Annotated in this window: 24 protein-coding genes and 1 tRNA gene; 20 read left to right on the top strand and 5 right to left on the bottom strand. The window is 68.0% G+C overall.

Annotated features, from left to right (window positions below):
* The 5 genes from AC07WC_RS07700 to AC07WC_RS07680 all read left to right on the top strand — a co-directional run bounded on the left by AC07WC_RS07700 (position 1) and on the right by AC07WC_RS07680 (position 5,030).
* Entirely contained in the window at positions 1-558 is a 558-nt protein-coding gene (locus tag AC07WC_RS07700) for a DUF2878 domain-containing protein (RefSeq protein ID WP_495209478.1), read from the top strand.
* Positions 555-1,352, top strand: a complete 798-nt coding sequence (locus tag AC07WC_RS07695) for a DUF1295 domain-containing protein (RefSeq protein ID WP_495209477.1) — start codon at positions 555-557, stop codon at positions 1,350-1,352. Before AC07WC_RS07700 ends, AC07WC_RS07695 begins: the two co-directional genes overlap by 4 nt.
* On the top strand, positions 1,349-2,422 hold the full coding sequence (locus AC07WC_RS07690) for a cyclopropane-fatty-acyl-phospholipid synthase family protein (RefSeq protein WP_495209476.1): 1,074 nt from the start codon (positions 1,349-1,351) through the stop codon (positions 2,420-2,422). Before AC07WC_RS07695 ends, AC07WC_RS07690 begins: the two co-directional genes overlap by 4 nt.
* A gap of 67 nt (positions 2,423-2,489) precedes the next feature.
* The gene (locus AC07WC_RS07685; protein ID WP_495209686.1) at positions 2,490-2,987 is read left to right on the top strand and encodes a lipocalin family protein; all 498 of its coding nucleotides are present in this window, start codon (positions 2,490-2,492) and stop codon (positions 2,985-2,987) included.
* Between the two features lie 153 nt (positions 2,988-3,140).
* On the top strand, positions 3,141-5,030 hold the full coding sequence (locus AC07WC_RS07680) for an RpoH suppressor (protein ID WP_495209475.1): 1,890 nt from the start codon (positions 3,141-3,143) through the stop codon (positions 5,028-5,030).
* A 155-nt stretch (positions 5,031-5,185) separates the two neighbouring features.
* Here the strand turns inward: AC07WC_RS07680 and AC07WC_RS07675 are convergent, their stop codons facing one another.
* On the bottom strand, positions 5,186-6,556 hold the full coding sequence (locus AC07WC_RS07675) for a helix-turn-helix domain-containing protein (protein WP_495209685.1): 1,371 nt from the start codon (positions 6,554-6,556) through the stop codon (positions 5,186-5,188).
* Positions 6,557-6,667: 111 nt separating this feature from the next.
* On the opposite strand from AC07WC_RS07675, the gene AC07WC_RS07670 reads away from it, so the two are divergent.
* Genes AC07WC_RS07670 through mmsB form a run of 5 tightly spaced genes read left to right on the top strand, consistent with a single transcriptional unit; the run spans position 6,668 to position 12,212 of the window.
* Positions 6,668-8,173 (top strand): CoA-acylating methylmalonate-semialdehyde dehydrogenase, encoded by a 1,506-nt coding sequence (locus AC07WC_RS07670; RefSeq protein ID WP_495209474.1) that lies wholly within the window; start codon positions 6,668-6,670, stop codon positions 8,171-8,173.
* 19 nt (positions 8,174-8,192) lie between these two features.
* A complete protein-coding gene (locus tag AC07WC_RS07665) occupies positions 8,193-9,359 on the top strand; it encodes an acyl-CoA dehydrogenase family protein (RefSeq protein WP_495209473.1) in 1,167 nt (388 codons plus the stop codon).
* Positions 9,356-10,153 carry an enoyl-CoA hydratase gene (locus tag AC07WC_RS07660; RefSeq protein ID WP_495209472.1) on the top strand — a complete coding sequence of 266 codons (798 nt, stop codon included), beginning with the start codon at positions 9,356-9,358 and terminating at the stop codon, positions 10,151-10,153. The genes AC07WC_RS07665 and AC07WC_RS07660 overlap by 4 nt, the downstream gene beginning before the upstream one ends.
* Positions 10,150-11,325 (top strand): enoyl-CoA hydratase/isomerase family protein, encoded by a 1,176-nt coding sequence (locus tag AC07WC_RS07655; RefSeq protein WP_495209471.1) that lies wholly within the window; start codon positions 10,150-10,152, stop codon positions 11,323-11,325. The genes AC07WC_RS07660 and AC07WC_RS07655 overlap by 4 nt, the downstream gene beginning before the upstream one ends.
* Positions 11,322-12,212 carry a 3-hydroxyisobutyrate dehydrogenase gene (mmsB, locus tag AC07WC_RS07650; protein WP_483001666.1) on the top strand — a complete coding sequence of 297 codons (891 nt, stop codon included), beginning with the start codon at positions 11,322-11,324 and terminating at the stop codon, positions 12,210-12,212. The genes AC07WC_RS07655 and mmsB overlap by 4 nt, the downstream gene beginning before the upstream one ends.
* Positions 12,213-12,384: 172 nt before the next feature.
* On the opposite strand, the gene AC07WC_RS07645 is transcribed toward mmsB, so the two are convergent.
* The gene (locus AC07WC_RS07645; protein ID WP_346469083.1) at positions 12,385-12,810 is read right to left on the bottom strand and encodes an organic hydroperoxide resistance protein; all 426 of its coding nucleotides are present in this window, start codon (positions 12,808-12,810) and stop codon (positions 12,385-12,387) included.
* A gap of 110 nt (positions 12,811-12,920) precedes the next feature.
* Here AC07WC_RS07645 and AC07WC_RS07640 point away from each other — a divergent pair, with 110 nt between their 5' ends.
* Positions 12,921-13,757: an AraC family transcriptional regulator gene (locus AC07WC_RS07640; protein WP_495209470.1), complete on the top strand. Its 837-nt coding sequence runs from the start codon at positions 12,921-12,923 to the stop codon at positions 13,755-13,757.
* A gap of 21 nt (positions 13,758-13,778) precedes the next feature.
* On the opposite strand, the gene AC07WC_RS07635 is transcribed toward AC07WC_RS07640, so the two are convergent.
* Positions 13,779-14,735: a cation diffusion facilitator family transporter gene (locus tag AC07WC_RS07635; protein WP_495209469.1), complete on the bottom strand. Its 957-nt coding sequence runs from the start codon at positions 14,733-14,735 to the stop codon at positions 13,779-13,781.
* A 169-nt stretch (positions 14,736-14,904) separates the two neighbouring features.
* Between AC07WC_RS07635 and dusA the strand changes: the two genes are divergently transcribed.
* The 4 genes from dusA to AC07WC_RS07615 all read left to right on the top strand — a co-directional run bounded on the left by dusA (position 14,905) and on the right by AC07WC_RS07615 (position 18,707).
* Complete coding sequence (dusA, locus tag AC07WC_RS07630) at positions 14,905-15,921, top strand: tRNA dihydrouridine(20/20a) synthase DusA (protein ID WP_495209468.1); 1,017 nt, start codon at positions 14,905-14,907, stop codon at positions 15,919-15,921.
* Between the two features lie 211 nt (positions 15,922-16,132).
* Complete coding sequence (locus AC07WC_RS07625; protein WP_495209467.1) at positions 16,133-16,501, top strand: hypothetical protein; 369 nt, start codon at positions 16,133-16,135, stop codon at positions 16,499-16,501.
* A gap of 77 nt (positions 16,502-16,578) precedes the next feature.
* Positions 16,579-17,262, top strand: coding sequence for a response regulator transcription factor (locus AC07WC_RS07620; protein WP_019185514.1), 684 nt, complete (start codon positions 16,579-16,581; stop codon positions 17,260-17,262).
* A 20-nt stretch (positions 17,263-17,282) separates the two neighbouring features.
* Positions 17,283-18,707 carry an ATP-binding protein gene (locus AC07WC_RS07615; protein WP_070474511.1) on the top strand — a complete coding sequence of 475 codons (1,425 nt, stop codon included), beginning with the start codon at positions 17,283-17,285 and terminating at the stop codon, positions 18,705-18,707.
* Positions 18,708-18,712: 5 nt separating this feature from the next.
* On the opposite strand, the gene AC07WC_RS07610 is transcribed toward AC07WC_RS07615, so the two are convergent.
* Positions 18,713-19,498 (bottom strand): M90 family metallopeptidase, encoded by a 786-nt coding sequence (locus AC07WC_RS07610; protein WP_495209466.1) that lies wholly within the window; start codon positions 19,496-19,498, stop codon positions 18,713-18,715.
* Positions 19,465-19,740: a hypothetical protein gene (locus AC07WC_RS07605; protein ID WP_495209465.1), complete on the bottom strand. Its 276-nt coding sequence runs from the start codon at positions 19,738-19,740 to the stop codon at positions 19,465-19,467. The genes AC07WC_RS07610 and AC07WC_RS07605 overlap by 34 nt, the downstream gene beginning before the upstream one ends.
* A gap of 129 nt (positions 19,741-19,869) precedes the next feature.
* On the opposite strand from AC07WC_RS07605, the gene birA reads away from it, so the two are divergent.
* The 5 genes from birA to rocF all read left to right on the top strand — a co-directional run bounded on the left by birA (position 19,870) and on the right by rocF (position 23,527).
* Positions 19,870-20,835, top strand: a complete 966-nt coding sequence (gene birA / locus AC07WC_RS07600; protein WP_495209464.1) for a bifunctional biotin--[acetyl-CoA-carboxylase] ligase/biotin operon repressor BirA — start codon at positions 19,870-19,872, stop codon at positions 20,833-20,835.
* Positions 20,832-21,569: a type III pantothenate kinase gene (locus AC07WC_RS07595; protein ID WP_495209463.1), complete on the top strand. Its 738-nt coding sequence runs from the start codon at positions 20,832-20,834 to the stop codon at positions 21,567-21,569. The genes birA and AC07WC_RS07595 overlap by 4 nt, the downstream gene beginning before the upstream one ends.
* Before the next feature lie 9 nt (positions 21,570-21,578).
* Positions 21,579-22,397 carry an SPOR domain-containing protein gene (locus tag AC07WC_RS07590; RefSeq protein ID WP_495209462.1) on the top strand — a complete coding sequence of 273 codons (819 nt, stop codon included), beginning with the start codon at positions 21,579-21,581 and terminating at the stop codon, positions 22,395-22,397.
* A gap of 40 nt (positions 22,398-22,437) precedes the next feature.
* A tRNA-Thr gene (locus AC07WC_RS07585) sits at positions 22,438-22,513 on the top strand.
* Positions 22,514-22,606: 93 nt separating this feature from the next.
* Complete coding sequence (gene rocF, locus AC07WC_RS07580; protein WP_495209461.1) at positions 22,607-23,527, top strand: arginase; 921 nt, start codon at positions 22,607-22,609, stop codon at positions 23,525-23,527.
* Positions 23,528-23,707: the final 180 nt, after the last annotated feature.

The following is a 23,707-nucleotide window of genomic DNA, read 5'->3' as shown; positions in this document are numbered from 1 at the left end:
GTGCCACGTTTCTGGGCCAACGTGATCGGCAACCAGCTGGTCTGGCTGTGCGCGGTGATTGGCGCCGGCCATGGGCTGCGCTGGCCCGCGCTGGTGGCGGCCACGGCCTACGTGGGCAGCCAGTTGGCGTTGTCGGCGCAGCCATCGGTGGAGCTCAGGCTCCTGCTGGTGGCGATCGGGTGCGGCCTGCTTGTGGATGGGGTGGCGGGAGGGTCCGGATGGGTCACCTACGCGGCCGCGAATGATTCCGCGTGGATCGCCCCGGTCTGGATTCTTGCCCTGTGGGCTGCCTTCGCAATGACGCTCACGGTGTCATTCGCGGTGCTGCAGCGGCATCGGGTCGCGGCTGCGATGGTCGGCCTGTTGTTGGCGCCCCTGGCGTACCTGTCTGCCGCGCGCGGTTGGTCCTCGGTGGGGTTCGCCGCGCCGCAGTGGCACGGCGTGCTGCTGCTCGGCCTCGGCTGGGCGATCGCGCTGCCGCTGCTGGCGGCATGCGCCCGCCATTGGCAGTCCCACGTGGCACCGCTCACCCCCCTTGCTCCGGGAGAGACACGATGAAGATGCTGTGGGTGGTGTGGCTGTATGCGGCCGTGATCATGACCTGGGGCTGGTGGTGGCAGCGCCGGCACCAGAACATCGGCGGGGTCGACGTGCTCTGGGCCAAGGGCGTCGGCGCGTCCGCACTGTTGCTGGCCCTGCTTGGCGGCGGCGCGGCGATGCCACGGATCGCACTGGCCGTGCTCGGCGGCCTGTGGGGCTCGCGCCTGGCGCTGCACCTGTGGCACCGCGTGCGCAGCGAGCCCGAGGATGGCCGCTACCAGCATCTGCGCAGGCACTGGAACGGCCACCAGGGGAAAATCTTCGGCTTCTTCCAGTTCCAGGCCCTGCTGATCGTGCTGTTCGCACTGCCGTTCGTGGCCGTGTCGGTCAATCCGCGACCGCAGGGCTGGGGCTGGCTGATCGCGGCGGTGGCGATGTGGCTGCTGAGCGTGGGTGGTGAATCCATCGCTGACCGCCAGCTGGCGCGCTTCCGCGCGAATCCCGCGAACAAGGGCAAGACCTGTCGTGACGGGCTGTGGCGCTATTCGCGGCACCCCAACTATTTCTTCGAGTGGCTGCACTGGTTCACCTACGTGCTGCTGGCCGTGCACTCGCCGCTGTGGTGGCTGGCGTGGTCGGGCCCGTTGGTGATGTACGTGTTCCTGCGCTGGGTCAGCGGCATTCCCTTCACCGAGGCGCAGGCGCTGCGCTCGCGTGGTGAGGATTACCGCGAGTACCAGCGCACCACGCCGATGCTGTTCCCGTGGTTCCCCTCCCGTTCGTCGCATGCCCGCAAGGAGTCTTCACCGTGAATGTCGCCAGTGACCAACTGCCCCTGCCGGACTACGCACCGGGCCTGACCGGCCTGGCCGAACGCGGGCTGCTCCCCGATGCGCTGTTGCGGCTGGGCATCCGCCGCCAGTGCGAGCAGCGCCTGCGCGAAGAACTCGCCGGTGGACAACAGGGCCAGTCACAGCGCTTCGCCGCGCGCATCGCCGGGCTGGCCAGCAGCGCGGTGGCGCTGCATGTGGATGCGGCCAATCGGCAGCACTACGAAGTGCCGGCCGAATTCTTCCATCGTTGCCTGGGCAAGCGCCTGAAGTACAGCAGCTGCTATTACGCCACCGGCACCGAAACGCTGGACGAGGCCGAAGAGGCGATGCTCGCGCTGTATGGTGAGCGCGCACAGCTGGCTGATGGACAGCACATCCTGGAGCTGGGCTGCGGCTGGGGCTCGCTGACGCTGTGGATGGCCGAGCGCTACCCCAATGCGCAGATCACCGCGGTCTCCAACTCCAACAGCCAGCGCGAGTACATCCTGGGGCAATGCCGTGCACGGGGCCTGATCAACGTCACGGTGCTGACCCGTGACGTGAACCATCTGATGCTGGATGCCGGGACCTTCGATCGCTGTGTGTCGATCGAGATGTTCGAGCACATGCGCAACTACCCGCAGCTGCTGCAGCGTATCCACCGTTGGCTGCGGCCGGAGGGCAAGCTGTTCGTGCACATCTTCGTGCACCGCACGCTGATGTACCCGTTCGAGACCGAGGGCGACGACAACTGGATGGGCCGCCACTTCTTCACCGGCGGCCTGATGCCCGCGGCCGATACGCTGCTGTGCTTCCAGCAGCACCTGCAGCTGCAGCAGCGCTGGCTGCTCGATGGCACCCATTACGAGCGCACCGCCAATCACTGGCTGGCCAACCAGGACCGCGAGAAGGAGGCGGTGATGGCCGTACTGCGGCAGACCTATGGCGACGCTTCGGCCGCGCTGTGGCACCAGCGCTGGCGCATGTTCTGGATGGCCTGCGCGGAACTGTTCGGCTACCAGCGCGGCCAGCAGTGGCAGGTGGCCCATTACCTGTTCAACCGCCCGTGATCACCCCACGTTCCTGGAGGAAGCCGTCATGTCGATCCGCGCTCTCATCCCCCTGCTGGCTGTCGGCATGATGCTCGGCGGCTGCAGCGGCAATACCCGCCCGATCCCGCCGGTGGCACACGTCGATGTGCCCCGCTTCATGGGTGACTGGTATGTGATCGCGCATATTCCCAGCCGGCCCGAACGGGAGGCATACGATGCGGTGGAGTCCTATGCGCTGCGGCCGGATGGGCGCATCCAGACCACCTTCCGCTACCGCAAGGGCAGTTTCGAGGCGCCGCTCAAGACCATGCACCCGGTCGGGACGGTCAAGGACGGCACCGGCGGTGCGATCTGGGGCATGCAGTTCATCTGGCCGATCCAGGCCGAGTACGTGATCGTCTACCTGGACGCGGACTACCGGCAGACGATCGTCGGGCGCAGCAAGCGCGACTACATGTGGCTGATGGCGCGCACCCCGACGATCTCGGATGCGGACTATCAGGCCGCCATGACCCGTGTCGCCGCGCTGGGCTATGACCTGTCGCAGGTACGGCGCGTGCCGCAGTCCGGCAAGGCCGAATAGGCCGAATAGGCCGTTCCGTGCGGCGCTTCTCAGGCCTTGAGAAGCGCGCGGGCGATACTGTCGCCATCGACCTCTTTGGCCCCTGCATTGTTGCGGGAACAGGCGGGGAGGGTGCGCGGATCGGCCGCGCACGGGCGGACAGAGGACGGCAACGTGGCGGACAAGTACTGCGATCTGGTCATGAAGGGCGGCATCACCAGCGGCATCGTGTATCCCAACGCGGTGCTGTCGCTGGCCCGCGAGTACCGCTTCAAGAGCATCGGCGGCACCTCGGCCGGCGCCATTGCCGCCGCCGTGGCCGCTGCAGCGGCGCTGGGTGACCGGCGACGCCATGCCGGTGAGCCGGTGGCCGCGGCGGTAGGCTTTCCTGGGCTGGCCGGGGTGTCGGCGCAGCTGTCCCGGCAGGGCTTCATCCACAGCCTGTTCCAGCCGGCGTATGGCGCGCGTACCGCCTACCGCCTGCTGGTGATACTGACCGGCAAGGCGGGCCTGCTGCGCAAGATTGCCTGCCTGCTCGCCGCGGTGTTCGCGATCGCGCCGGTGGAACTGCTGGTCTCGCTGGCCGGCCTGCTCGGTATCGGTTATCTGGCCGGTGGGATCGACGGCATCTGGGCGACGTTGTTGCCCTCGCTGCTGTGCGCGTACGGCGCCGGCGTACTGGCCTCGGCGCTGCGCGTGGCGCGCGTGGCGCGGCGCAACCTGCTCGGTCTGTGCAACGGCAGCAGCGCGCCGAATGCCTCCACCCCGGCGTTGACCGACTGGCTGCACAGCCAGCTGCAGGCACTGGCCGGCAAGCCGGACGAGCAGCCGCTGACCTTCGGCGATCTGCACACGGCGCCGCGCTATCCGGGCGAGCCGAGCGGGGCGCACGCGATCACGCTGCAGATGATCACCACCTGCATCTCCCATACCGAGCCACGCACGCTGCCGTTCAATGCCGCGCATTTCTGGTTCCTGCGCGAGGAGTTCGCGCAGTTGTTCCCGGCCAGCGTGGTCGACTGGCTGGTCGCGCGCGCCGGCACTCCGGAGCATGTCGAGGGGCGCGACTACTACCGCCTGGTCGATGGCGAGGACCTGCCGGTGCTGGTGGCCACGCGGATGAGCCTGAGCTTCCCGCTGCTGATCAGCGCGGTGCCGCTGCACGAGCCGGCCCGTCGGGAACGCCGTTGCGAGCCGGTCGCCGATGCCGAGCCACGGCGCGACAACGCCAACGTCGCCGACAGCATGGAAGGACTCACCAGTGGCGGCCAGAGCTGTGGCCCGGTGATCACCGCGTTCCGGGTGTGCTGGTTCTCCGATGGCGGGATCAGCAGCAACTTCCCGATCCACCTGTTCGACGCTGCGCTGCCGCGCTGGCCGACCTTCGGCATCAATCTGGTGTACCCGCGCCACGCCGAGGCGATCAGCGTGCTGGCCGAAGGGGATGCGCATGCGCGGGCGGAGCAGGCGGTGTTCCTGCCCACCGAGAACAGGCATGGCTGGCAGCGCACCTACCATTCCATCGCGCAGCCGCTGGCCGCGGCGGAAATGTCCGGCTTCCTGTTCTCGATCGTCTCGACCATGCAGAACTGGCGCGATGTGCTGCAGGCCCGTGCCCCGGGCTACCGCGACCGCATCGTGCATGTCGCGCTGGAGGGCGACGAAGGCGGCATGAACCTGGACATGCCGCAGGACGTGCTCAGCCGCATCGCCGACAAGGGCAGCATCGCCGGCGAGCGCTTCTGCGATTTCTCGTTCGCCAATCACTACTGGATCCGCTGGCGCAATCTGGCCTCGGCCTACCAGCGTTACACGCTGGACGTGGCGCGCACCGATGACCCGGCGCAGCGCGTGGCAGCGTACTCGGACGCCTACCAGAGCGTCGCCACGGGGACGCCGGTGCCGCCGTCGTACCGCTTGAGCTCGGAAGACAAGCGCCGCGAATCGCAACAGTTGTGGCGGCACATGGTCGAGCAGGGACAGATCTGGGAAGACCTGGGGCCGGACCTCACCGACGGTGCGCCACGGCCACTGCCGCAGATGAAGGTGACGCCGATCTATTGAGCCGGGATGGGCCGCTTCCCGATCCGGTATGCCGGCCGCCGGTCGGCTTCCCCAGAAACCGTGACATGACCGGTAGAGCCGACCGTTGGTCGGCTGCGCTTCGCATCCGGGTCAGACATTCGCGGCGTCGGATGCAAGTCGACCAACGGTCGACGCTACCCGCGGCCCGGCAGCTGCGGGAACGCGCGCTGCATGCAGTCCTCGCGCGGGCAGACCCGGCAGCCCGGGCCAATCGAGACCGAGTTGCCCGGGCTCTGGATATCCAGCCCACGTGTGTAGATCAACCGCTCGGCATGCTGCAGATCGCAGCCCAGCGCCACCGCGAAGGTCTTGCGTGGCTGGCCATGCCCGATCGGGCCGCTGCTCACCTGCCGCGCCAGCCAGAAGTGGCGGCGCCCGTCCGGCATGCGCGCGGTCTGCGTCAGCACCCGCCCCGGTTGGTTGAAGGCTTCGTACACGATCCACAGCGGGCACGAGCCGCCCACCTGTGAGAAGTGGAAGTCGGTGGCCGAGTGCCGCTTGGAGACATTCCCCGCGCGGTCCACGCGGATGAAGAAGAACGGCAGGCCGGGCGCACTGCGCCGGGCCAGCGTGCTCAAACGATGGCAGACCGCCTCGAAGCCCACGCCGAAGCGATGGGCAAGCGCATCGATGTCATACGCGCTGTGCTCGGCGGCACGCAGGAACTGCGCGTACGGCATCACCAGCGCACCGGCGAAGTAGTTGGACATGCCGATCCGCGCCTGCGCGATCTGCTCCGCTTCGCCGAACCCCGCGCGTGCGATCACCGCATCGATCTGCGCGGCATAGCCAAGCAGGGCGAGCTCGGCCGCCATCTGGAACGCCTGCTGGCCCGGCTCCAGGTAATCCGGCAGCCACAAGGTGCGGCTGCCGCCATCGTAGGCGCGCTTCTCGCGCCCGGCCTGCAGTGGTCCCACCTCCACCAGCACGCCGTGGCGGTCCGCGAGCAGCTGGCGCAGGCGCGGCGCGACATGCCCGGCCACCAGCCCCCATTCGCCGAACAACTGCTCGGCCAGGTCATCCAGCTCCGGGATGTGGTTGTGCATGCGGTTGAAGAAGTCGCGGACCTGGTCGCCCGCGGGCAGCGCCTGTCCGGCATGCACGTCGCCCAGCTGGAACTCGAGGGCCGCGGCATGTTCACGCAGCATCAGGTGGCGGCGGTGCAGGTCCAGCAGGGCACGGCTGATCTGCGGCAGGTTGCCGGCCATCGCACGCAGCTCGGTGCTGCTGACATCGGCCAGGCCCAGGTCGCGCAGGGTCTCGCCCAGCGATTCCTGCAGCGCGGCGGGGTCATCGACCTCGAACAGCTCGCTGACGTCGCCCAGCACCTCGCGCAGCCTGCCCTGCACCGCCGGGGTCAACGGCCGCTTGTTGCGCTCGATCTGGTTCAGGTAGCTGGCCGACAGCCCCAGCGCCCTGGCCAGCGCCAGCTGGCTGTAGCCGCGCTGCTCGCGCAGTTTGAGCAGGCGCAGGCCGAGCTGGCGTTGTGGAGGCTGGCTATTCACAGAATTCACAAGAATCGTAGCGGGCATTGGCCAGATTAAGCGTATACAGCCCGGAAATCGAGGGTGGCACTGTGAATAATGCCAACAACTTTCGACCCGTCGGGATTGTCCATGACTGTTGCAGCGCCCCGTATCCGCATGTTGATCGATGGCCAGTTCATCGAATCGGCCAGCTCGCATTGGCAGAACGTGGTCAACCCGGCCACCCAGGACGTCCTGGCCCAGGTCCCGTTCGCCACCCCCGGCGAAGTCGACGCCGCCGTCGCCTCGGCCAAGGAAGCCTTCAAGACCTGGCGCAAGACCCCGATCGGCACCCGTGCGCGCATCTTCCTGAAGTACCAGCAGCTGATCCGCGAGAACATGAGCGAGCTGGCCCACATCCTCAGCGCCGAGCAGGGCAAGACCGTGCCGGATGCCGAGGGTGATGTGTTCCGCGGCCTGGAAGTGGTCGAGCACGCCGCCGCGATCGGCAACCTGCAGCTGGGTGAGCTGGCCAACAACGTCGCCAACGGCGTGGACACCTACACCCTGCTGCAGCCGCTCGGCGTCTGCGCGGGCATCACCCCGTTCAACTTCCCGGCGATGATTCCGCTGTGGATGTTCCCGATGGCGATCGCCACCGGCAATACCTTCATCCTCAAGCCGTCCGAACAGGACCCGATGGTCACCATGCGCCTGGTCGAACTGGCGCTGGAAGCCGGCATCCCCAAGGGCGTGCTGAACGTCGTCCACGGTGGCGAGGACGTGGTCAACGCGATCTGCGATCACCCGGACATCAAGGCCGTTTCGTTCGTCGGTTCCACCCGCGTCGGCACCCACGTGTACAACCGTGCCTCGCTGGCCGGCAAGCGCGTGCAGTGCATGATGGGCGCCAAGAACCACGCCGTGGTGCTGCCGGACGCCAACAAGGAACAGAGCCTCAACGCCATGGTCGGCGCCGCCTTCGGTGCGGCCGGCCAGCGCTGCATGGCCGCCTCCACCCTGGTGCTGGTCGGCGAAGCGCGCGAGTGGGTACTGGACCTGGTCGCCAAGGCCAAGACGCTGAAGGTCAGCGGTGGCAGCGTGGCCGGTACCGATGTCGGCCCGGTGATCTCCTGCGCCGCGCGTGAGCGTGTCGAAGGCCTGATCGCCTCGGGCGTGGAGCAGGGCGCCAAGCTGGTGCTCGACGGCCGCAATCCGCAGGTCGATGGCTTCGAGAAGGGCAACTTCGTCGGCCCGACCATCTTCGCCGGCGTCAAGCCGGGCATGCGCGTGTACGACGAGGAAATCTTCGGGCCGGTGCTGGTGATCCTGGAGGCGGACACGCTGGAAGACGCCATCGAACTGATCAACGCCAACCCGAACGGCAACGGCACCGCGCTGTTCACCCAGTCCGGCGCGGCCGCCCGCAAGTTCCAGGAAGACATCGACGTCGGCCAGGTCGGCATCAACGTGCCGATCCCGGTGCCGGTGCCGCTGTTCTCGTTCACCGGCTCGCGCGCTTCCAAGCTCGGCGACCTGGGCCCGTACGGCAAGCAGGTGGTGATGTTCTACACCCAGACCAAGACGATCACCTCGCGCTGGTTCGATGACGAGACGCTGGGTCATGGCGTCAACACCACCATCAGCCTGAAGTAAGCAACAACGGAGTTCGACCATGAGCCACTCGACGACGACGGAACTCGACGAAGCGCAGCAGGCCTATAGAGAGGCAGCGCGTGACTTCGCCCAGGCCGAACTGGCGCCGCATGCCGCGCGATGGGATGCGGAGGGCATCTTTCCGCGCGAGGCGATCGCCAAGGCAGGGGAACTCGGGTTCTGTGGGTTGTACATGGACCCCGAGGTCGGTGGCAGCGGCTTGAGCCGTCTGGACGCCGCCGTCGTCATCGAGGAGCTCGCCAACGTGGATCCGTCCACGGCGGCCTATGTCAGCATCCACAACATGGCGTCGTGGATGGTGGCCAAGTGGGGCCAGGAGAGCCTGCGGGCCGAATGGGGCGCAGACCTGGCCGCCGGCACCAAGCTGGCCTCGTACTGCCTGACCGAGCCGGGTGCCGGCTCGGACGCGGCCTCGCTGAAGACCAGCGCGGTGCGTGATGGCGACCACTACGTGCTCAACGGCTCCAAGGCCTTCATCTCCGGCGCCGGTGCCACCGAGCTGCTGGTAGTGATGGCGCGCACCGGGGGCCCAGGCGCCGGTGGCATCAGCGCGATCGCGGTGCCGGCCGATCTGCCCGGCATCAGTTACGGCCGCAAGGAAGAGAAGATGGGCTGGAACAGCCAGCCGACCCGTGGCATCACGTTCGAGAACGTGCGCGTGCCGGTCAGCCATCTGCTCGGCGAGGAAGGCAGCGGCTTCAAGCTGGCCATGAAGGGCCTGGATGGTGGCCGCATCAACATCGCCGCGTGCTCGCTGGGCGCGGCGCAGGGCGCCGTGGATGCCGCCCGCCGCTACATGGGCGAGCGCCGCCAGTTCGGCAAGGCGCTGTCGGAGTTCCAGGCGCTGCAGTTCAAGCTGGCCGACATGGCTACCCAGCTGGTCGCGGCGCGGCAGATGGTGCACACCGCCGCGCGCAAGCTCGATGCCGGCGCCAGCGACGCCAACGTGTGGTGCGCGATGGCCAAGCGCTTCGCCACCGATGCCGGCTTCAACATCTGCAACGACGCACTGCAGATCCACGGCGGCTACGGTTACATCCGCGAATATCCGATTGAACGGTTGCTGCGCGATTCGCGCGTGCACCAGATCCTGGAGGGCACCAACGAGATCATGCGTGTGATCGTCGCCCGCCACCTGCTCAACACTGAAGAGGAACTGCGATGATGGAATGGCGCCAGCATGACCATGTCGGCCTGAAGGTCGAGGCCGATGGCCACGTCGCGGTCATCACCCTCGACAACCCGCCGGCGCATACCTGGACCGTGCACAGCCTGTCGGCGCTGCGCGATCTGGTCGGCGCGCTCAATGCGGACCGCGACATCTACGCGCTGGTGATCACCGGCGACGGCGAGAAGTTCTTCTCCGCCGGCGCCGACCTGAAGCAGTTCGCCTCCGGTGACAAGGCCGCCGCACGCGAAGCCGCACGACGCTTCGGCGAAGCCTTCGAAGCCCTGTCCGGTTTCCGTGGGGTGTCCATCGCGGCGATCAACGGCTACGCGATGGGCGGTGGTCTGGAGTGCGCGCTGGCCTGCGACCTGCGCATCATCGAAGAACATGCCCAGGTGGCGCTGCCGGAGGCCACCGTCGGCCTGCTGCCGTGCGCCGGTGGCACCCAGAACCTGCCGCGTCTGGTGGGAGAAGGCTGGGCCAAGCGCATGATCCTGCTGGGCGAGCGCATCGATGCGGACACCGCACTGCGTATCGGCCTGGTCGAAGAAAAGGTCGGCAAGGGCGAGGCCAAGGCACTGGCCCTGGCATGGGCGCACAAAGCCGGCAAGCAGAGCCCGACCAGCATCGCCGCCTGCAAGACCCTGGTGCAGGCCACCCGCACCGGTACCCACGCCTCGGCGCTGGTGGCCGAGCGCGAGGCCTTCGTCGATCTGTTCGACAGTGCCGACCAGGCCGAGGGCGTGAACGCCTTCCTGGAAAAGCGCGCCCCCCAGTGGAAGAACGCATGAGCACGGTCGTCGCCAACGACGAGGCGCCGGTGCTGTTCGAAGAGCGCGCCGCCGCCAATGGCACGCGCATCGGCATCGCCACGCTCAACGCAGCGCGCACCCTCAACGGGTTCTCGCTGCCGATGGCGCACCTGCTGCGCGAGCGGCTGGAGGCCTGGGCCGTTGATGACGGCATCGCGCTGGTGGTGCTGCAGGGCGCAGGCGAAAAGGCCTTCTGCGCCGGCGGCGACCTGCACAGCCTGTACCGCAGCATGGTCGATTACCGCGAGCGCGGGAAGACCGACATCCGCGACAACGCTTACGCAGCGGAATTCTTCGACGTCGAGTACCGCGTCGACTACGCGATCCACACCTATCCCAAGCCGATCCTGTGCTGGGGCCATGGCATCGTCATGGGCGGCGGCATCGGCTTGATGTCCGGCGCCAGCCACCGTGTGGTCAGCGAGCGCTCCAAGCTGGCGTTCCCGGAGATCACCGTTGGCCTGTTCCCGGACGTCGGTGGCAGCTGGCTGCTGCCGCGCGTGCCCGGCCACGGCGGCCTGTTCCTGGCCCTGACCGGTGCACCGCTCAACGCCGGCGATGCGATCTACGCCGGCCTGGCCGACATCCACATCGCCGAGGCGCAGCGCGAGACCGTGTTCAACGCATTGGCAGACGTGCACTGGAGCCGCGAGGCCAAGCGCAACCACGAACAACTGACCGCACTGCTGCAGCAGCACGCCAGCGATGCGGCCACCGGCCCGTTGCTGCGCAATGCCGCCACCGTCGATGCGCTGTGCGCTGGCGACGACGTCGGCGTGATCGTCGATGCGATCCTTGCCCTGGAGAGCGAGGATGCCTGGCTGACCAGCGCGCAGGCCACGCTGGCCGCCGGCGCGCCGGGTTCGGCACGGCTCGCGTTCGAGCTGCAGCGCCTGGCCGAGGGCGCCTCGCTGGCCGAGGTCTACCGCATCGAATACGTCGCAGCACTCCACGCGGCGGCCCATGGCGACTTCGCCGAAGGCATCCGCGCGCTGCTGATCGACAAGGACCGCAACCCGCAGTGGCAGCCGCGCACGCTGGCCGAAGCCACTGGCGAGTGGGCCCGCACGTTCTTCGTTTCGCCGTGGTCCGATGCCGCGCATCCGCTGGCCGACCTCGGTGCCACCGTCCCTGAAAGGAGCCACGCATGAGCCGTATTGCATTCATCGGGTTGGGCAACATGGGTGGCCCGATGGCCGCCAACCTGGCCAAGGCCGGCCACGCGGTGCGCGTGTTCGACCTGGTGCCCGCCGCCGTGCAGGCCGCCGTCGATGCCGGCGCCACCGCCGCCAGCTCGGCACTGGATACGCTGACCGACGCCGAGATCGTCATCTCGATGCTGCCGGCCAGCCGCCACGTCGAAGGCGTCTACCTCGGTGACGACGGCCTGCTGGCCGATATCCCCGGTGGCGCGCTGGTCATCGACTGCAGCACCATCGCCCCGGCCACCGCCCGCAAGGTCGCCGAAGCGGCCGCGGCACGTGGCCTGCAGATGCTGGACGCCCCGGTCTCCGGCGGCACTGCTGGCGCCCAGGCCGGCACCCTGACCTTCATCGTCGGTGGTGAAGCCGAAGCATTGGAGCGTGCGCGTCCGCTGCTGCAGGCGATGGGCAAGAACATCTTCCATGTCGGCGCCAGCGGTGCCGGACAGGTCGCCAAGCTGTGCAACAACATGGCGCTGGGCGTGATCATGGCGGTGACCGGTGAGTCGATCGCACTGGGCGTCGCGCACGGGCTGGACCCGAAGGTGCTCTCGCAGATGATGGCGGTCAGCACGGGCCGCAGCTGGGCCACCGAAGTGTGCAACCCGTGGCCCGGTGTGCTGGAAAACGCCCCGGCCTCGCGTGGTTACAGCGGCGGCTTCGGCAGCGACCTGATGCTCAAGGACATGGGCCTGGCAGTGGAAGCGGCGATGAGTGTCGGCGCCTCGATTCCGCTGGGCGAGCTGGCCCGCAACCTGTATTCGATGAACCACCAGGCCGGCCGCGGCAAGCTGGATTTCTCCAGCGTGGTGCAGCTGATCACGCACGACAAATAAGAGCCGGTTCCGGCAGTGCCGGCCGCTGGCCGACAACGACGGTGCCCCAGGTAGGCAACGACCGTTGGTCGTTGCAACGGAACAAGATGCATCCTGCGGGCACGCCCACGGGATCCACCGCGGTGGGATGGGCGGTTGCCAGACGATCAAGTCAGGCAGCCGCCCATTTTTTTCAGACCACCGTCAGCGTCACGTCGATGTTGCCGCGGGTCGCGTTCGAGTACGGGCACACGATGTGCGCCTTCTGCACCAGGTCTTCAACCTGCTCGCGCGGCAGGCCCGGGACCGAAATCTCCAGCGCGACTTCGATGCCGAAACCGGTCGGGATCTGGCCGATGCCGACCTTGCCGGTGATCTGCGTTTCCGCCGGCAGGGCGACCTTGGCCTGGCCGGCCACGTACTTCAGCGCGCCCAGGAAGCAGGCCGAGTAGCCGGCGGCGAACAGCTGCTCCGGGTTGGTGCCCGGGCCGCCCGCACCGCCGAGCTCGCGCGGGGTGGAGAGCTGGATGTCCAGCACGTTGTCGGAAGAGACGGCGCGGCCGTCGCGGCCGCCGTTGGCAGTGGCCTGGGCGGTATACAGAACGTTGGCAATGGACATGGGAATCTCCTGCGGAGTGAAAGGGGTGGGCCAGATGGCAGGTGTACTGTGCGCGCCTGAACCGTACTTGTGGCAACATTTAGTCCAGAAAACTTGATCTGGAGTCCGCCATGGTCGATCGACTGCAATCCCTGCTGGACCGTTTCGCGGTGTCGGCCGAGGTCTTCCATGCCGGCGCGCTGTGCGGCATCACCGATCTGCCGGCCGACGGCGAGCGCGGCCAGCTGCATCTGATCCGCGATGGCGATGTACGCGTCGAGCATCCGGACGGCAGCGTGCTGCAGATCAGCACCCCCAGCGTACTGCTGTACCCGCGCCCGCTCGCGCACCGCTTCGTCACCGATGCCACCCGGGGTGCCGACTTTGCCTGCGCCAACCTGCAGTTCGAAGGCGGCGCCAACAACCCGGTCGCCGCCGCACTGCCGCCGGTCGTCTGCCTGCCGTTGGACGGCCTGTATGGCGGCCAGCCGGTGCTCTCGTTGTTGTTCGAAGAAGCGTTCGCGCAGCGCTGCGGCCGCCAGGCATTGCTGGATCGCCTGTTTGAAGTCGTGCTGATCCAGATCCTGCGCGCGCTGATGGAGAGCGGCCAGATCCGCGTCGGCCTGCTTGCCGGCATGGCCCATCCGCGGTTGCGCCACGCGCTGGTGGCCATGCACGAGGCACCGGCCGACGAGTGGACGCTGGCGTCGCTCGCCCAGCGCGCCGGGATGTCGCGCAGCGCCTTCGCCGACAGCTTCCGCGACACCATCGGCAGCACGCCCGGGCACTATCTGCAGGGCTGGCGCACCCGCCTGGTGCAACAGGCACTGCGCCGCGGCCATCCGCTCAAGCGCATCGCCATCGATGTGGGCTACGGCAGCGAAGCGGCGTTGTCGCGCGCGTTCAAGGCGCAGACCGGGCAGTCACCGCGGCAGTGGAAGCAGGGCAGCGTGGTGACCGAACGATAGGGCGAGGCACGTTGGCCTCGCTCAGATCGCCCACTCCCGATCCGTCGTGAACATGATCGTGAGCCAGCGGTCCGGCGACTCCTCGCCCAGCGCCTCGCCGATCTCATCGCGCAGCCGGTCCCACTCGATCAGCGGCCGCGGCGGATCATCCGCGCGCGCCACGAAGAACAGTTCGATCTGCTCACCGCGCCCGACCTTGGCCACGTAGCTGCGGTATTCCAGGAAACCGTGCCTGGCGACGATGTCGCGCGCCACCTCGTCCACATGGGTCTGCAGATCCAGCGGGGTGATCAGCAGAATGTCCGACAACGCCTGGCGCACCGTACCCATGGGCGCGACGACCACGAACAGGCAGACCACCAGCAGGATCGCCGGATCGATGTACGGCACCAGCCATGCCCACTGCGTCCCGCCCAGCACATAGCCGCCGACGAACGCGACCAGATACGCGGCGGACATGCTGGCCGCGACCACCCAGTTCTTGGCATCCAGGGCGATGAAGTCCGAGCCGATCGACCGGTTCGCCCGGCGCACGAACAGTGCCAGGCCGGTTTCGGCCGCGATCGAAATGACCGCGAACAGGATCGCCGGCCCCAGCGCGATCTCGCGCCCACCGGACATCAGGGCATCCACCGCGTTGACCGCCGCGTACAGCGCCGCACCGATCATCAACGTGCCGCTGACCCCGAGCACGATCGGCTCCAGGTGCCAGAAGCCCATGGTGAAGCGCTGGTTCAAGCGCGACTGCAGGGTATCGACCTGGGTCGACAGGCTGATCAGGCGCACCACCAGCAGCGACAGCCACGTCATCACCACGTCGATCAGCCCGTAGATGCCGTCGAAGATGATCAGCGAGGAGTTGGCCAACAGGCCGAACGCCACGGCCGCGGCGGCCATCGCCAACGACGCGGCGATCGACAGGCGCAGGACGCCTTGCTCGGTGGAGGGGTCGAAACTGGGCAGACGAAGCGCGGGCATGGATGCCTGGGAGGGACGTGCAGGGCTGCATTGTCTACTGCCGTCGTTGCGGGCGGGTACTCCGCACGCGATCCGGCGGCCGGCCGCACCCTCGGGCAGCGTTCATGGGAAGGGGGTAAACTATTGATTGCGCTGGCATTGCCAGTGAATCCAGATAGCCTTGCGCCCCATGACCCAGCCTGCCACCGACGCCGCCGTGCGTTACGCCGCCTCCCTGCGCCTGTCCGTCGCCCCGATGATGGACTGGACGGACCGCCATTGCCGGTACTTCCACCGGCTGCTGGCGCCGGGCGCGCGGCTGTACACCGAGATGGTGCACGCCAACGCGGTGATCCATGGCGACCGCGAGCGCCTGCTCGGCTTCGATGGCAGCGAGCATCCGCTCGCGCTGCAGCTCGGTGGCAGCGATCCGGCCCTGCTCGCCCAGGCCGCGCGCATCGCACAGGAATGGGGCTATGACGAGGTCAACCTCAACTGTGGCTGCCCCTCCGATCGGGTCCAGGCCGGGCGCTTCGGTGCCTGCCTGATGCGCGAGCCGGCGCTGGTCGCCGAGTGCGTGGGCGCGATGGTTGCCGCGGTGGACATCCCGGTCACGGTCAAGTGCCGCTTGGGCGTGGATGACGACAACGACTACGAAAGCTTCGTCAACTTCGTCGATCAGTCGGCCAACGCCGGGAGTTCGATGTTGGTGGTGCATGCCCGCAACGCGTGGCTGAAGGGCCTGTCGCCCAAGGAAAACCGCGAAGTGCCGCCGCTGCGCTACGACTGGGCGCACCGCCTCAAGGCCGATCGTCCGCAGCTGCGGATCGTGCTCAACGGTGGCCTGGCCACGGTCGAGGCCGCGCAGGCCCACCTGCCGGCGCTGGACGGGGTGATGCTGGGCCGCGCGGCCTACCATGACCCCTACGTGCTGCATCAGCTGGAGGCTGCCCAGACCGGTGCCCCGCTGCAGTCACGCGAGGCGCTGCTGCGCGCCATGCAGCCCTACATCGAGGCCCGGCTGGCCAGCGGGCTGGCCCTCAAGCACATCACCCGCCACCTGCTGGGGCTGTTCCACGGGCAGCCGGGGGGGCGTGCCTTCCGCCAGATCCTGAGCGAGGGCTCGCACCGCGCCGGGGCCGACTGGAGCCTGATCGAGCAGGCGCTGGCGGTGACCCGCGCCCAGGCGGAACGCGTTGCGGCGTAAGCCGCCTGCCTTGTCGGCTTGACAAGGGCGCTGCTTTGGCCGCCAATGTTCACTTAGATGAACGGCGCGGAGGGGCAACCGGAAAAGTTCAGACCGGATTCACTGGCTAAAACCAAGAATTCGCTAAAGATTCGTAAAGCGCCGGCCCAGGCCGGCGGTTGCCGATTCACAACTTTTGAACGTTTAGCCGCGCTCCGCTAGGATCAGACCGATGTTCTCCGTGACCCGCCACCGCCGCATTGCCGCCTTCGCCTTGTTGGTGACGGGCGCTGCTGCCTCCACCGGCAGTGCGTGGGCCCAGATGCCGCCGGAAGCGGCCCGTGCCGAGATGATGCGCACGGCCGAACGGGGTGGTCCGCAGGAGCGCTCGCTGTCCGATGCGGTGCGCCGGGTACAGCGGACTACCGGTGGACACATCCTCGGCGCCGAGCGCGTGCCCTTCGACGGGCGTGACATCAACCGGGTCAAGTACATGGATGACCGCGGTCGCGTCCGCTACATGGACGATCCCGCGACATCGCGTTCACAGCCCCGCACGCCGCGCTCGGATATGTCATCACTACGCGGCGATAACCCCTGAACAGGGATAGTTGTCCGCAGTCATCTGCATTACCCACTGGCCCCATGGGGCCATACCCAGGACACTAGGGAGAGTTCATGCGTATCCTTCTGGTCGAAGACGAAGCCCCGCTGCGGGAAACACTGGCAGCCCGGCTCAAGCGCGAAGGCTTTGCCGTCGATGCCGCGCAGGACGGTGAGGAAGGTCTGTACATGGGCCGCGAAGTACCGTTCGACGTGGGCATCATCGATCTGGGCCTGCCCAAGATGTCGGGCATGGAACTGATCAAGGCGCTGCGCGACGAGGGCAAGAAGTTCCCCGTGCTCATCCTGACCGCGCGTTCGAGCTGGCAGGACAAGGTCGAAGGGCTCAAGCAGGGCGCCGACGATTACCTCGTCAAGCCGTTCCATGTCGAAGAGCTGCTGGCCCGCGTCAATGCGCTGCTGCGCCGTGCCGCCGGCTGGAGCAAGCCGACGCTGGAGTGCGGTCCGGTCGCGCTGGATCTGGCCGCGCAGACGGTCAGCGTCAATGGCAGCAACGTGGACCTCACCAGCTACGAGTACAAGGTGCTGGAGTACCTGATGATGCATGCCGGTGAACTGGTCTCCAAGGCCGACCTCACCGAACACATCTATCAGCAGGACTTCGACCGCGACTCGAACGTGCTGGAGGTCTTCATCGGCCGCCTGCGCAAGAAGCTCGACGCCGACGGCGAACTCAAGCCGATCGAAACCGTGCGTGGCCGCGGTTACCGTTTCGCCATTCCGCGCAACGAAGGCTGAGCTGCGGCTGCCGATAGATGATGTCCGGTCGTCTGTGGTTCTTTAAACGCTGGCGGCCGCGCTCACTGCAGGCGCGCCAGCTGTTGGCCGCCTCGGTGGGCCTGGTGGCCTTCCTGGCCCTGGCCGGCTACGCGCTGGACGCTGCCTTCGCCGATACCGCGAAGGCCAACCTGCGCGAGCGGCTGAAGAACTACGCCACCGCCTATGCGGCCGGCATCGATTTCACCCGCGACCGCTCGCTGTACATCCGCGAGCAGCCACCGGACCCGCGCTTCGATGTTCCCGGCAGTGGCCTCTATCTGCAGGTCGTGATGCCGGACGGCAAGGGCAACTCCATGTCCGCCGAAGGCCCGATGCTGCCCACCGTGGGCGGCGGCATGCTGGCCCCGCGCCAGGAAGTCTTCGAAGGCCCGTTGCCGATGATCCAGATCGACGGCAGCGAGGGCTCGGCCTACCGCTATGGCATGGGCCTGGTCTGGGATGCCGACGCCGACCCGGCCACCGAATTCCCGTACACCATCTACGTGCTCGAAGACTCGCGCGCGCTCGGCGCCCAGCTGCGCGTGTTCCGTGGGCGGGTGTGGTTCTACCTCGGCGGCATCGGCCTGATCCTGCTGCTGCTGCAGACCGTCATCCTGCAGTGGAGCCTGCGCCCGATGCGGCGCGTGATCAACGAACTGACCAAGGTCCAGCGCGGTGAAACCGAGCGCATGAGCGAACGTCATCCGCGCGAGCTCGAGCCGCTGACCGACAGCATCAACGCCTTCATCGAAAGCGAGCGCGAGAACCTCGAACGCCAGCGCAACACCCTGGCCGATCTCGCGCACAGTCTGAAAACACCGCTCGCGGTGTTGCGTACGCAGCTCGACAGCGGCGCACGTGACGAAGATCTGCGCGAAGAGTTCGACGTGCAGCTGCGGCGCATGAACAACCTGGTGTCCTACCAGCTGGCACGCGCGGCATCGTCCGGGCACAAGCTGTTCTCCGCCCCACTGCCGATCGAATCCAACGCCGAAGAAATCGTGCGCGGGTTGGAGAAGGTCTACGCGTCCAAGGGTGTCCTGTGCGAATTCGACATCGATCCGGCCGCGCGTTTCCATGGCGAGCCCGGCGATCTGCAGGAACTGCTCGGCAACCTGCTGGAGAACGCGTTCAAGTGGGCCAAGCGCCGTGTGCTGCTGACCGCGCATCCGTTGCCGGCACCGGGCGCGCGCCGCGCCGGCCTGGTGCTGTCGGTGGATGACGATGGCCCGGGCATCGCGCCGGAAGACATCGCCAAGGTGCTGCAGCGTGGCGTGCGTGGCGACGAGCGGGTGCAGGGCCACGGCATCGGCCTGTCGATCGTGCAGGACCTGATCAAGGACTACCGCGGTGAACTGCAGGTCAAGCGCTCACCGGAGCTGGGCGGCGCGCGCTTCGAAGTGAAACTGCCGCCGGGGCCGTAACGGCCTTACCGCATCAGCGGCGACGGACCGTAGAACCGCCGCAGGTGCCCGGCCACAGCCGGCATCTCACGCGCCAGCAGCGCGGGTGCGGAGAAGTGGTACTCGCTGACCACCGCGAAGAATTCTTCCGGCGCCTCGGATGCATACGGATCGATCAGCGTCTGCCGACCGCTGTCCACCTCGGCGCAGAACGCATCGTAGGCCGGCTGGAAGTCCGCCGCCCATTGTTTCTGCCACGCACGCGGCAGCGGCGGCGTGCCGTCGATCGCGCCGTCCAGTGCATCGATCTTGTGCGCCATCTCATGCACCGCCACGCAGAACCCGGCTTCGGGATCGGCGATGTCGGCCTGGATGTCGGCCCACGACAGAATCAGCGGGCCGCTGTCCCACGACTCACCGATCAGCGCGTCGTCCCATTCGTGCAGCACGCCCGCCGCATCCACATGGCTGCGATGCACGCGGAAGGCATCGGGATAAACGATCAGCTGCGACCAGCCGCGCAGCCCGATCTCACCCAGCTCCATCAGCGGCAGGCAGCACAGCGCGGCCAGCAACACGCCATCGGCGTCGTCCAACTGCAGCTCGGCAGCAGGGCTGATGGTCTTTTCATGCAGGAAACGGGCGGCGAGGGCGCGCAGGCGTTCGCGGCGGTCAGGACCGAGTTGCTGCAGCCACGCGGCGCGGCGGCAGGTGCTCTCCCAGAGGGTGGGGTCGATCTGGCGTGGCGTGCGACGCAGCCAGCCCAACAGTCGTTCGATCAGCGGAACATACCCGGCAGGAAGCTGTGCCACTTCGGCGCGCGCATGCGCGGCAGCACGTCGTCATCGCCCCCGCCGCCGGTGCTGGTACCGCTGCTGGCGCTGGGCTTGACGGTGGCCGGCGCTGCGGAGGCCGACGCCGATGCGGGCGCACTGCGCTCGTTCTCGCTACCCGAATAGACACACGCGCCGCGGCCCGCCGTGGTGAGCGCATCGGAAGCGTGCGCGACCAGCGGGGCCATCAGGAGGAGCAGGCAATGGGCGAACGGGCGCATCGTCAACATCCACAGGGCGGGTCAAGTTCTCGATTCTAGCCCGATTCCGTCAGGGGATTGGAAGGCCCCGGGCGGGCGCTGGCGCCGGCTTTCCCGCATACTTTTCCCGTTTACCCGATGGAAGCTGCCGTGGACGACCGCCAACTGCTGGCCAAACTGGGCGCCGGTCGCCTGTCCGGCGACGCGCTGGCGCGCGAACTGGGCCAGACCCGTGCCGCGATTTGGAAGCGGATTCAAGGACTTAGGGCGGCTGGCGTCGATATCGACGGGCGCGCCGGTGACGGCTACCAACTCCAGCAGCCGCTGGACCTGCTGGACGCCGGGACGATCCAGGCCGCGCTGCCGGCTGCAGTCGCCACTCAGCTGGCCTCGCTGGAGATCGCCTGGTCGGTTGCGTCAACGAACAGTGAATTGTTGCGCTGCAGCGCGCCAGAGCGCGGCGTAGCGGTGCTGCTGGCCGAGCGGCAGACCCGGGGCCGTGGCCGGCGCGGGCGGGTCTGGGCCTCGCCCTTGGCGGCGCATGTCTATCTCTCGGTGCTGCGCGGCTTTGCCGGTGGATTATCGCGGCTGGGCGGGCTGAGTCTGGTCGCCGGTGTCGCGGTGGCCGAAGCGCTGCGCGACGCGGGTTTCCGCGACGTTGCGCTGAAGTGGCCGAATGATCTGATCGTTGAAGGGCGCAAACTCGGCGGCCTGCTCATCGAAGGGGGCGGTGAATTCGCCGGCCCCGCGCGCGCGGTGATCGGCCTGGGGGTCAATGTGCGCATGCCCGCGGCCTTTGCCGCAGAGATCACCCAGCCCTGGACCGACCTGGACACACTGTCCGGCGAACAGACCTCGCGCAACGCCGTGGTCGCACGCATCCTGGCCGCCCTGCTGCCCGCGCTGGAAGCGTTCGAGCAGGAGGGACTGGCACCGTTCCTTGCCCGTTACGCCGCGCTGGACAGCCTGGCCGGGCGCGAGGTGCAGGTGGAAGAGGGCGGCGCGCTGTTCGTCGGCACGGCACTGGGTCTGGCCGCCGATGGTGCGCTGCGCGTGCGCATCGACGGCAGCGAGCGGAGTTTCCATGCGGGCGAAGTCAGCGTGAGGGCGCAATGAGCGACTGGTTGTTTGATCTGGGCAATTCCCGCTTCAAGTTCGCGCCGCTGCAGGGCGTGCGCGCGGGTGACGTGCAGGCGTGGCCGCATGGCGCCGAAGCGATGCCTGCGTTGGCATTGGAAGCACTGCCTTCAGGTGATACCGCCTATGTCGCCAGCGTCGCGGCACCGTCGCTGACGGCGGCCATGCTGGATGTGTTGCAGGCGCGCTTCCGCCACGTCCGGGTCGCGCGCACCGAAGCCGAGTACGCCGGTGTGCGGATCGCTTACGCCGATCCCAGCCGCTTCGGCGTGGATCGCTACCTGGCCCTGCTGGCCGTAGCGGACCGTGGCCAGGCCGTGTTGATCGCCGGGGTGGGCACCGCCCTCACCATCGACCTGCTCGACGCCGATGGCCAGCATCACGGCGGACGCATTGCCGCCTCGCCGACCACCATGCGCGAAGCGCTGCATGCGCGCGCCGTGCAGTTGCCGGCCGCAGGCGGTGACTACAGCGAGTTCGCCAACGACACCGCCGACGCGCTGGCTTCCGGCTGCGATGGCGCGGCCGTGGCGTTGATCGAACGCAGCCGCGTGCAGGGCGGCGAGCGCCTCGGCTCGCTGCCACATCTGCTGGTGCACGGTGGCGGTGCACCCGCGCTGCTGCCGCTGCTTGGCGATGCCGAATTCCAGCCCTCGCTGGTGCTCGATGGGCTGGCCCGCTGGGCCGTGCACCAACCGCCGTCGGCAGGCTAGGATCAGCCGATGCTTACCCGTGCCCTGATCGTCGTGCTGGTCATCCTCAACCTCGGGGTCGCGCTGTGGTGGCTGCTGCGCGGCGAACCGGTCAGCGCGCCACCGCCGTCGCCGGTCGGGGTGGCGCAGCTGGAAGTGCTGCCGACCCCGCAGGCGCCGAGCACCGCCACCCCGGCGCAGAACGCCGCACCGGCGTTGCAGGACGTGACCCCGGCGCCAGCGCCGGTGACCCAGCCGCCGGCCACCAGCGCGGCGCCGCCCGCGGCCGTGACTGCGGCCCCCACGCCCAGCCCGACGCCGGCCCCTGCCGCGCCGGCACCCGCACCGGTAGCGGCCGCTGCACCGGTCACCGCGCCCCCCACGCCTGCCCGATGCGTGAGCCTGGGGCCCTTCGCTGACCGCGCTGCCGCGCAGGCCGCCCAGTCACGCGCCGGCGGGGCCCTGCGTGCGGCGAAGCTGCGCGAGGTCGCCGATGCCGGCGCCACCCGCTACCGGGTGCTGCTGCCGCCTGCGGCGAGCCGCGAAGAGACGCAGGCCACGGTCAAGCGCATCGTCGCGGCCGGGGTGAGCGACTACTACATCATTGCCCAGGGCGAGGAGGCCAATGCCATCGCGCTGGGCCAGTACCGCAACCGGGAGGGCGCGGATCGTCGCCTGGCGGCGCTGGGCGCGGCCGGTTTCAAGGCGACTATGGTCGCCAGCGGCGGCGATGGCAGCGCGCAGTGGTGGCTGGATGCGACCCTGGCCGATGGTACCGACGCCGCCGCGGCCCGCCAGCGCAGTGGCGCGGCCCAGCACCGCTCGCTGGAATGCGCGCGCTTGCGCTAGAATCCCGGCTCCGCGACGGTCATCCCGCCGCGATGCCGATGCCGGCATAGCTCAGTTGGTAGAGCAACCGCCTTGTAAGCGGTAGGTCCCCAGTTCGAATCCGGGTGCCGGCACCATTGCTGCACGGTCGATGACGACTGCTGCAGCGCCGCGAGTCGTATCCCGCCGCGCTGGCTATGCTGGTCCTCTTTGCAATGGAGGCAACAGCGATGGCGACGTATTCCCCGGTTTCCCTGATTGGCGTGCCCACCGATGTCGGTGCAGGCCACCGTGGCGCGGGTCTGGGACCGGACGCCCTGCGCATCGCGGGCCTCGGTGAGGCACTCAGCGCGCGTGGCGTGGAGGTACGCGACCTCGGCAACCTGGACGGCCCGCGCAATCCGTGGACGGCACCGGTGCACGGCTACCGCCACCTCGACGAGGTGGTGGCCTGGAACCGCGTGCTGATGGAGGCGACCTACGCCGAGCTGCAGGCCGGCCGCATGCCGATCATGCTCGGTGGCGACCATTGCCTCGGGATCGGCTCCATCACCGCCGTCGCGCGCTGGTGCCGCGAGCAGGGCAAGGACCTGCGCGTGCTGTGGCTGGATGCGCATTCGGATTTCAATACCAGCGAGGTCACCCCGTCGGGCAACGTGCACGGCATGCCGGTGGCCTGCCTGTGCGGTCTCGGCCCGGACGCGCTGACCCGGCTCGGCGGCGACGCACCGGCGATCCGTCCGCAGCAGGTACACCAGATCGGCATCCGCTCGGTGGACCAGGAAGAGAAGCGCTTGATCAAGCAGCACCAGGTCGATGTCTACGACATGCGCTACATCGACGAAGCCGGCATGAAACGCACCATGGAAGCGGCGCTGGCCGGCATCGATGCCAATACCCATCTGCATGTCAGCTTCGATGTGGACTTCCTCGACCCGAGCATCGCGCCGGGCGTGGGCACCACCGTGCCAGGGGGCGTCAACTACCGCGAAGCGCAGCTGGTGATGGAGATGATCGCCGATACCGGGCGCATGGGATCGCTGGACATCGTCGAGCTGAACCCGCTGCTGGACAACCGCAATGCCACTGCCGAACTGGCGGTCGATCTGGTTGAGAGCCTGTTCGGCAAATCGACGCTGATGCGCGATTAGAACGGCTGGCTGAACCGCGTTTTCCTGCATTCACATCCGCTGCACGCCTCTCCCGCCAGATTGCACTTCACGCGGCGCCGTGTGTTTCGACCCACGGCACTGCAGGTCAGGAAGAGGAGCTGCGCTGGCGTGCTCTTCTGACAGGCGGGACCGGATTTCGGTATTGAATTTGAACAACCA

This window comes from Stenotrophomonas sp. GW821-FHT01H02A (assembly GCF_059422145.1).
The sequence above is the reverse complement of the archived record's forward strand: the minus strand, read 5'-3'. Positions and strand labels throughout refer to the sequence as shown.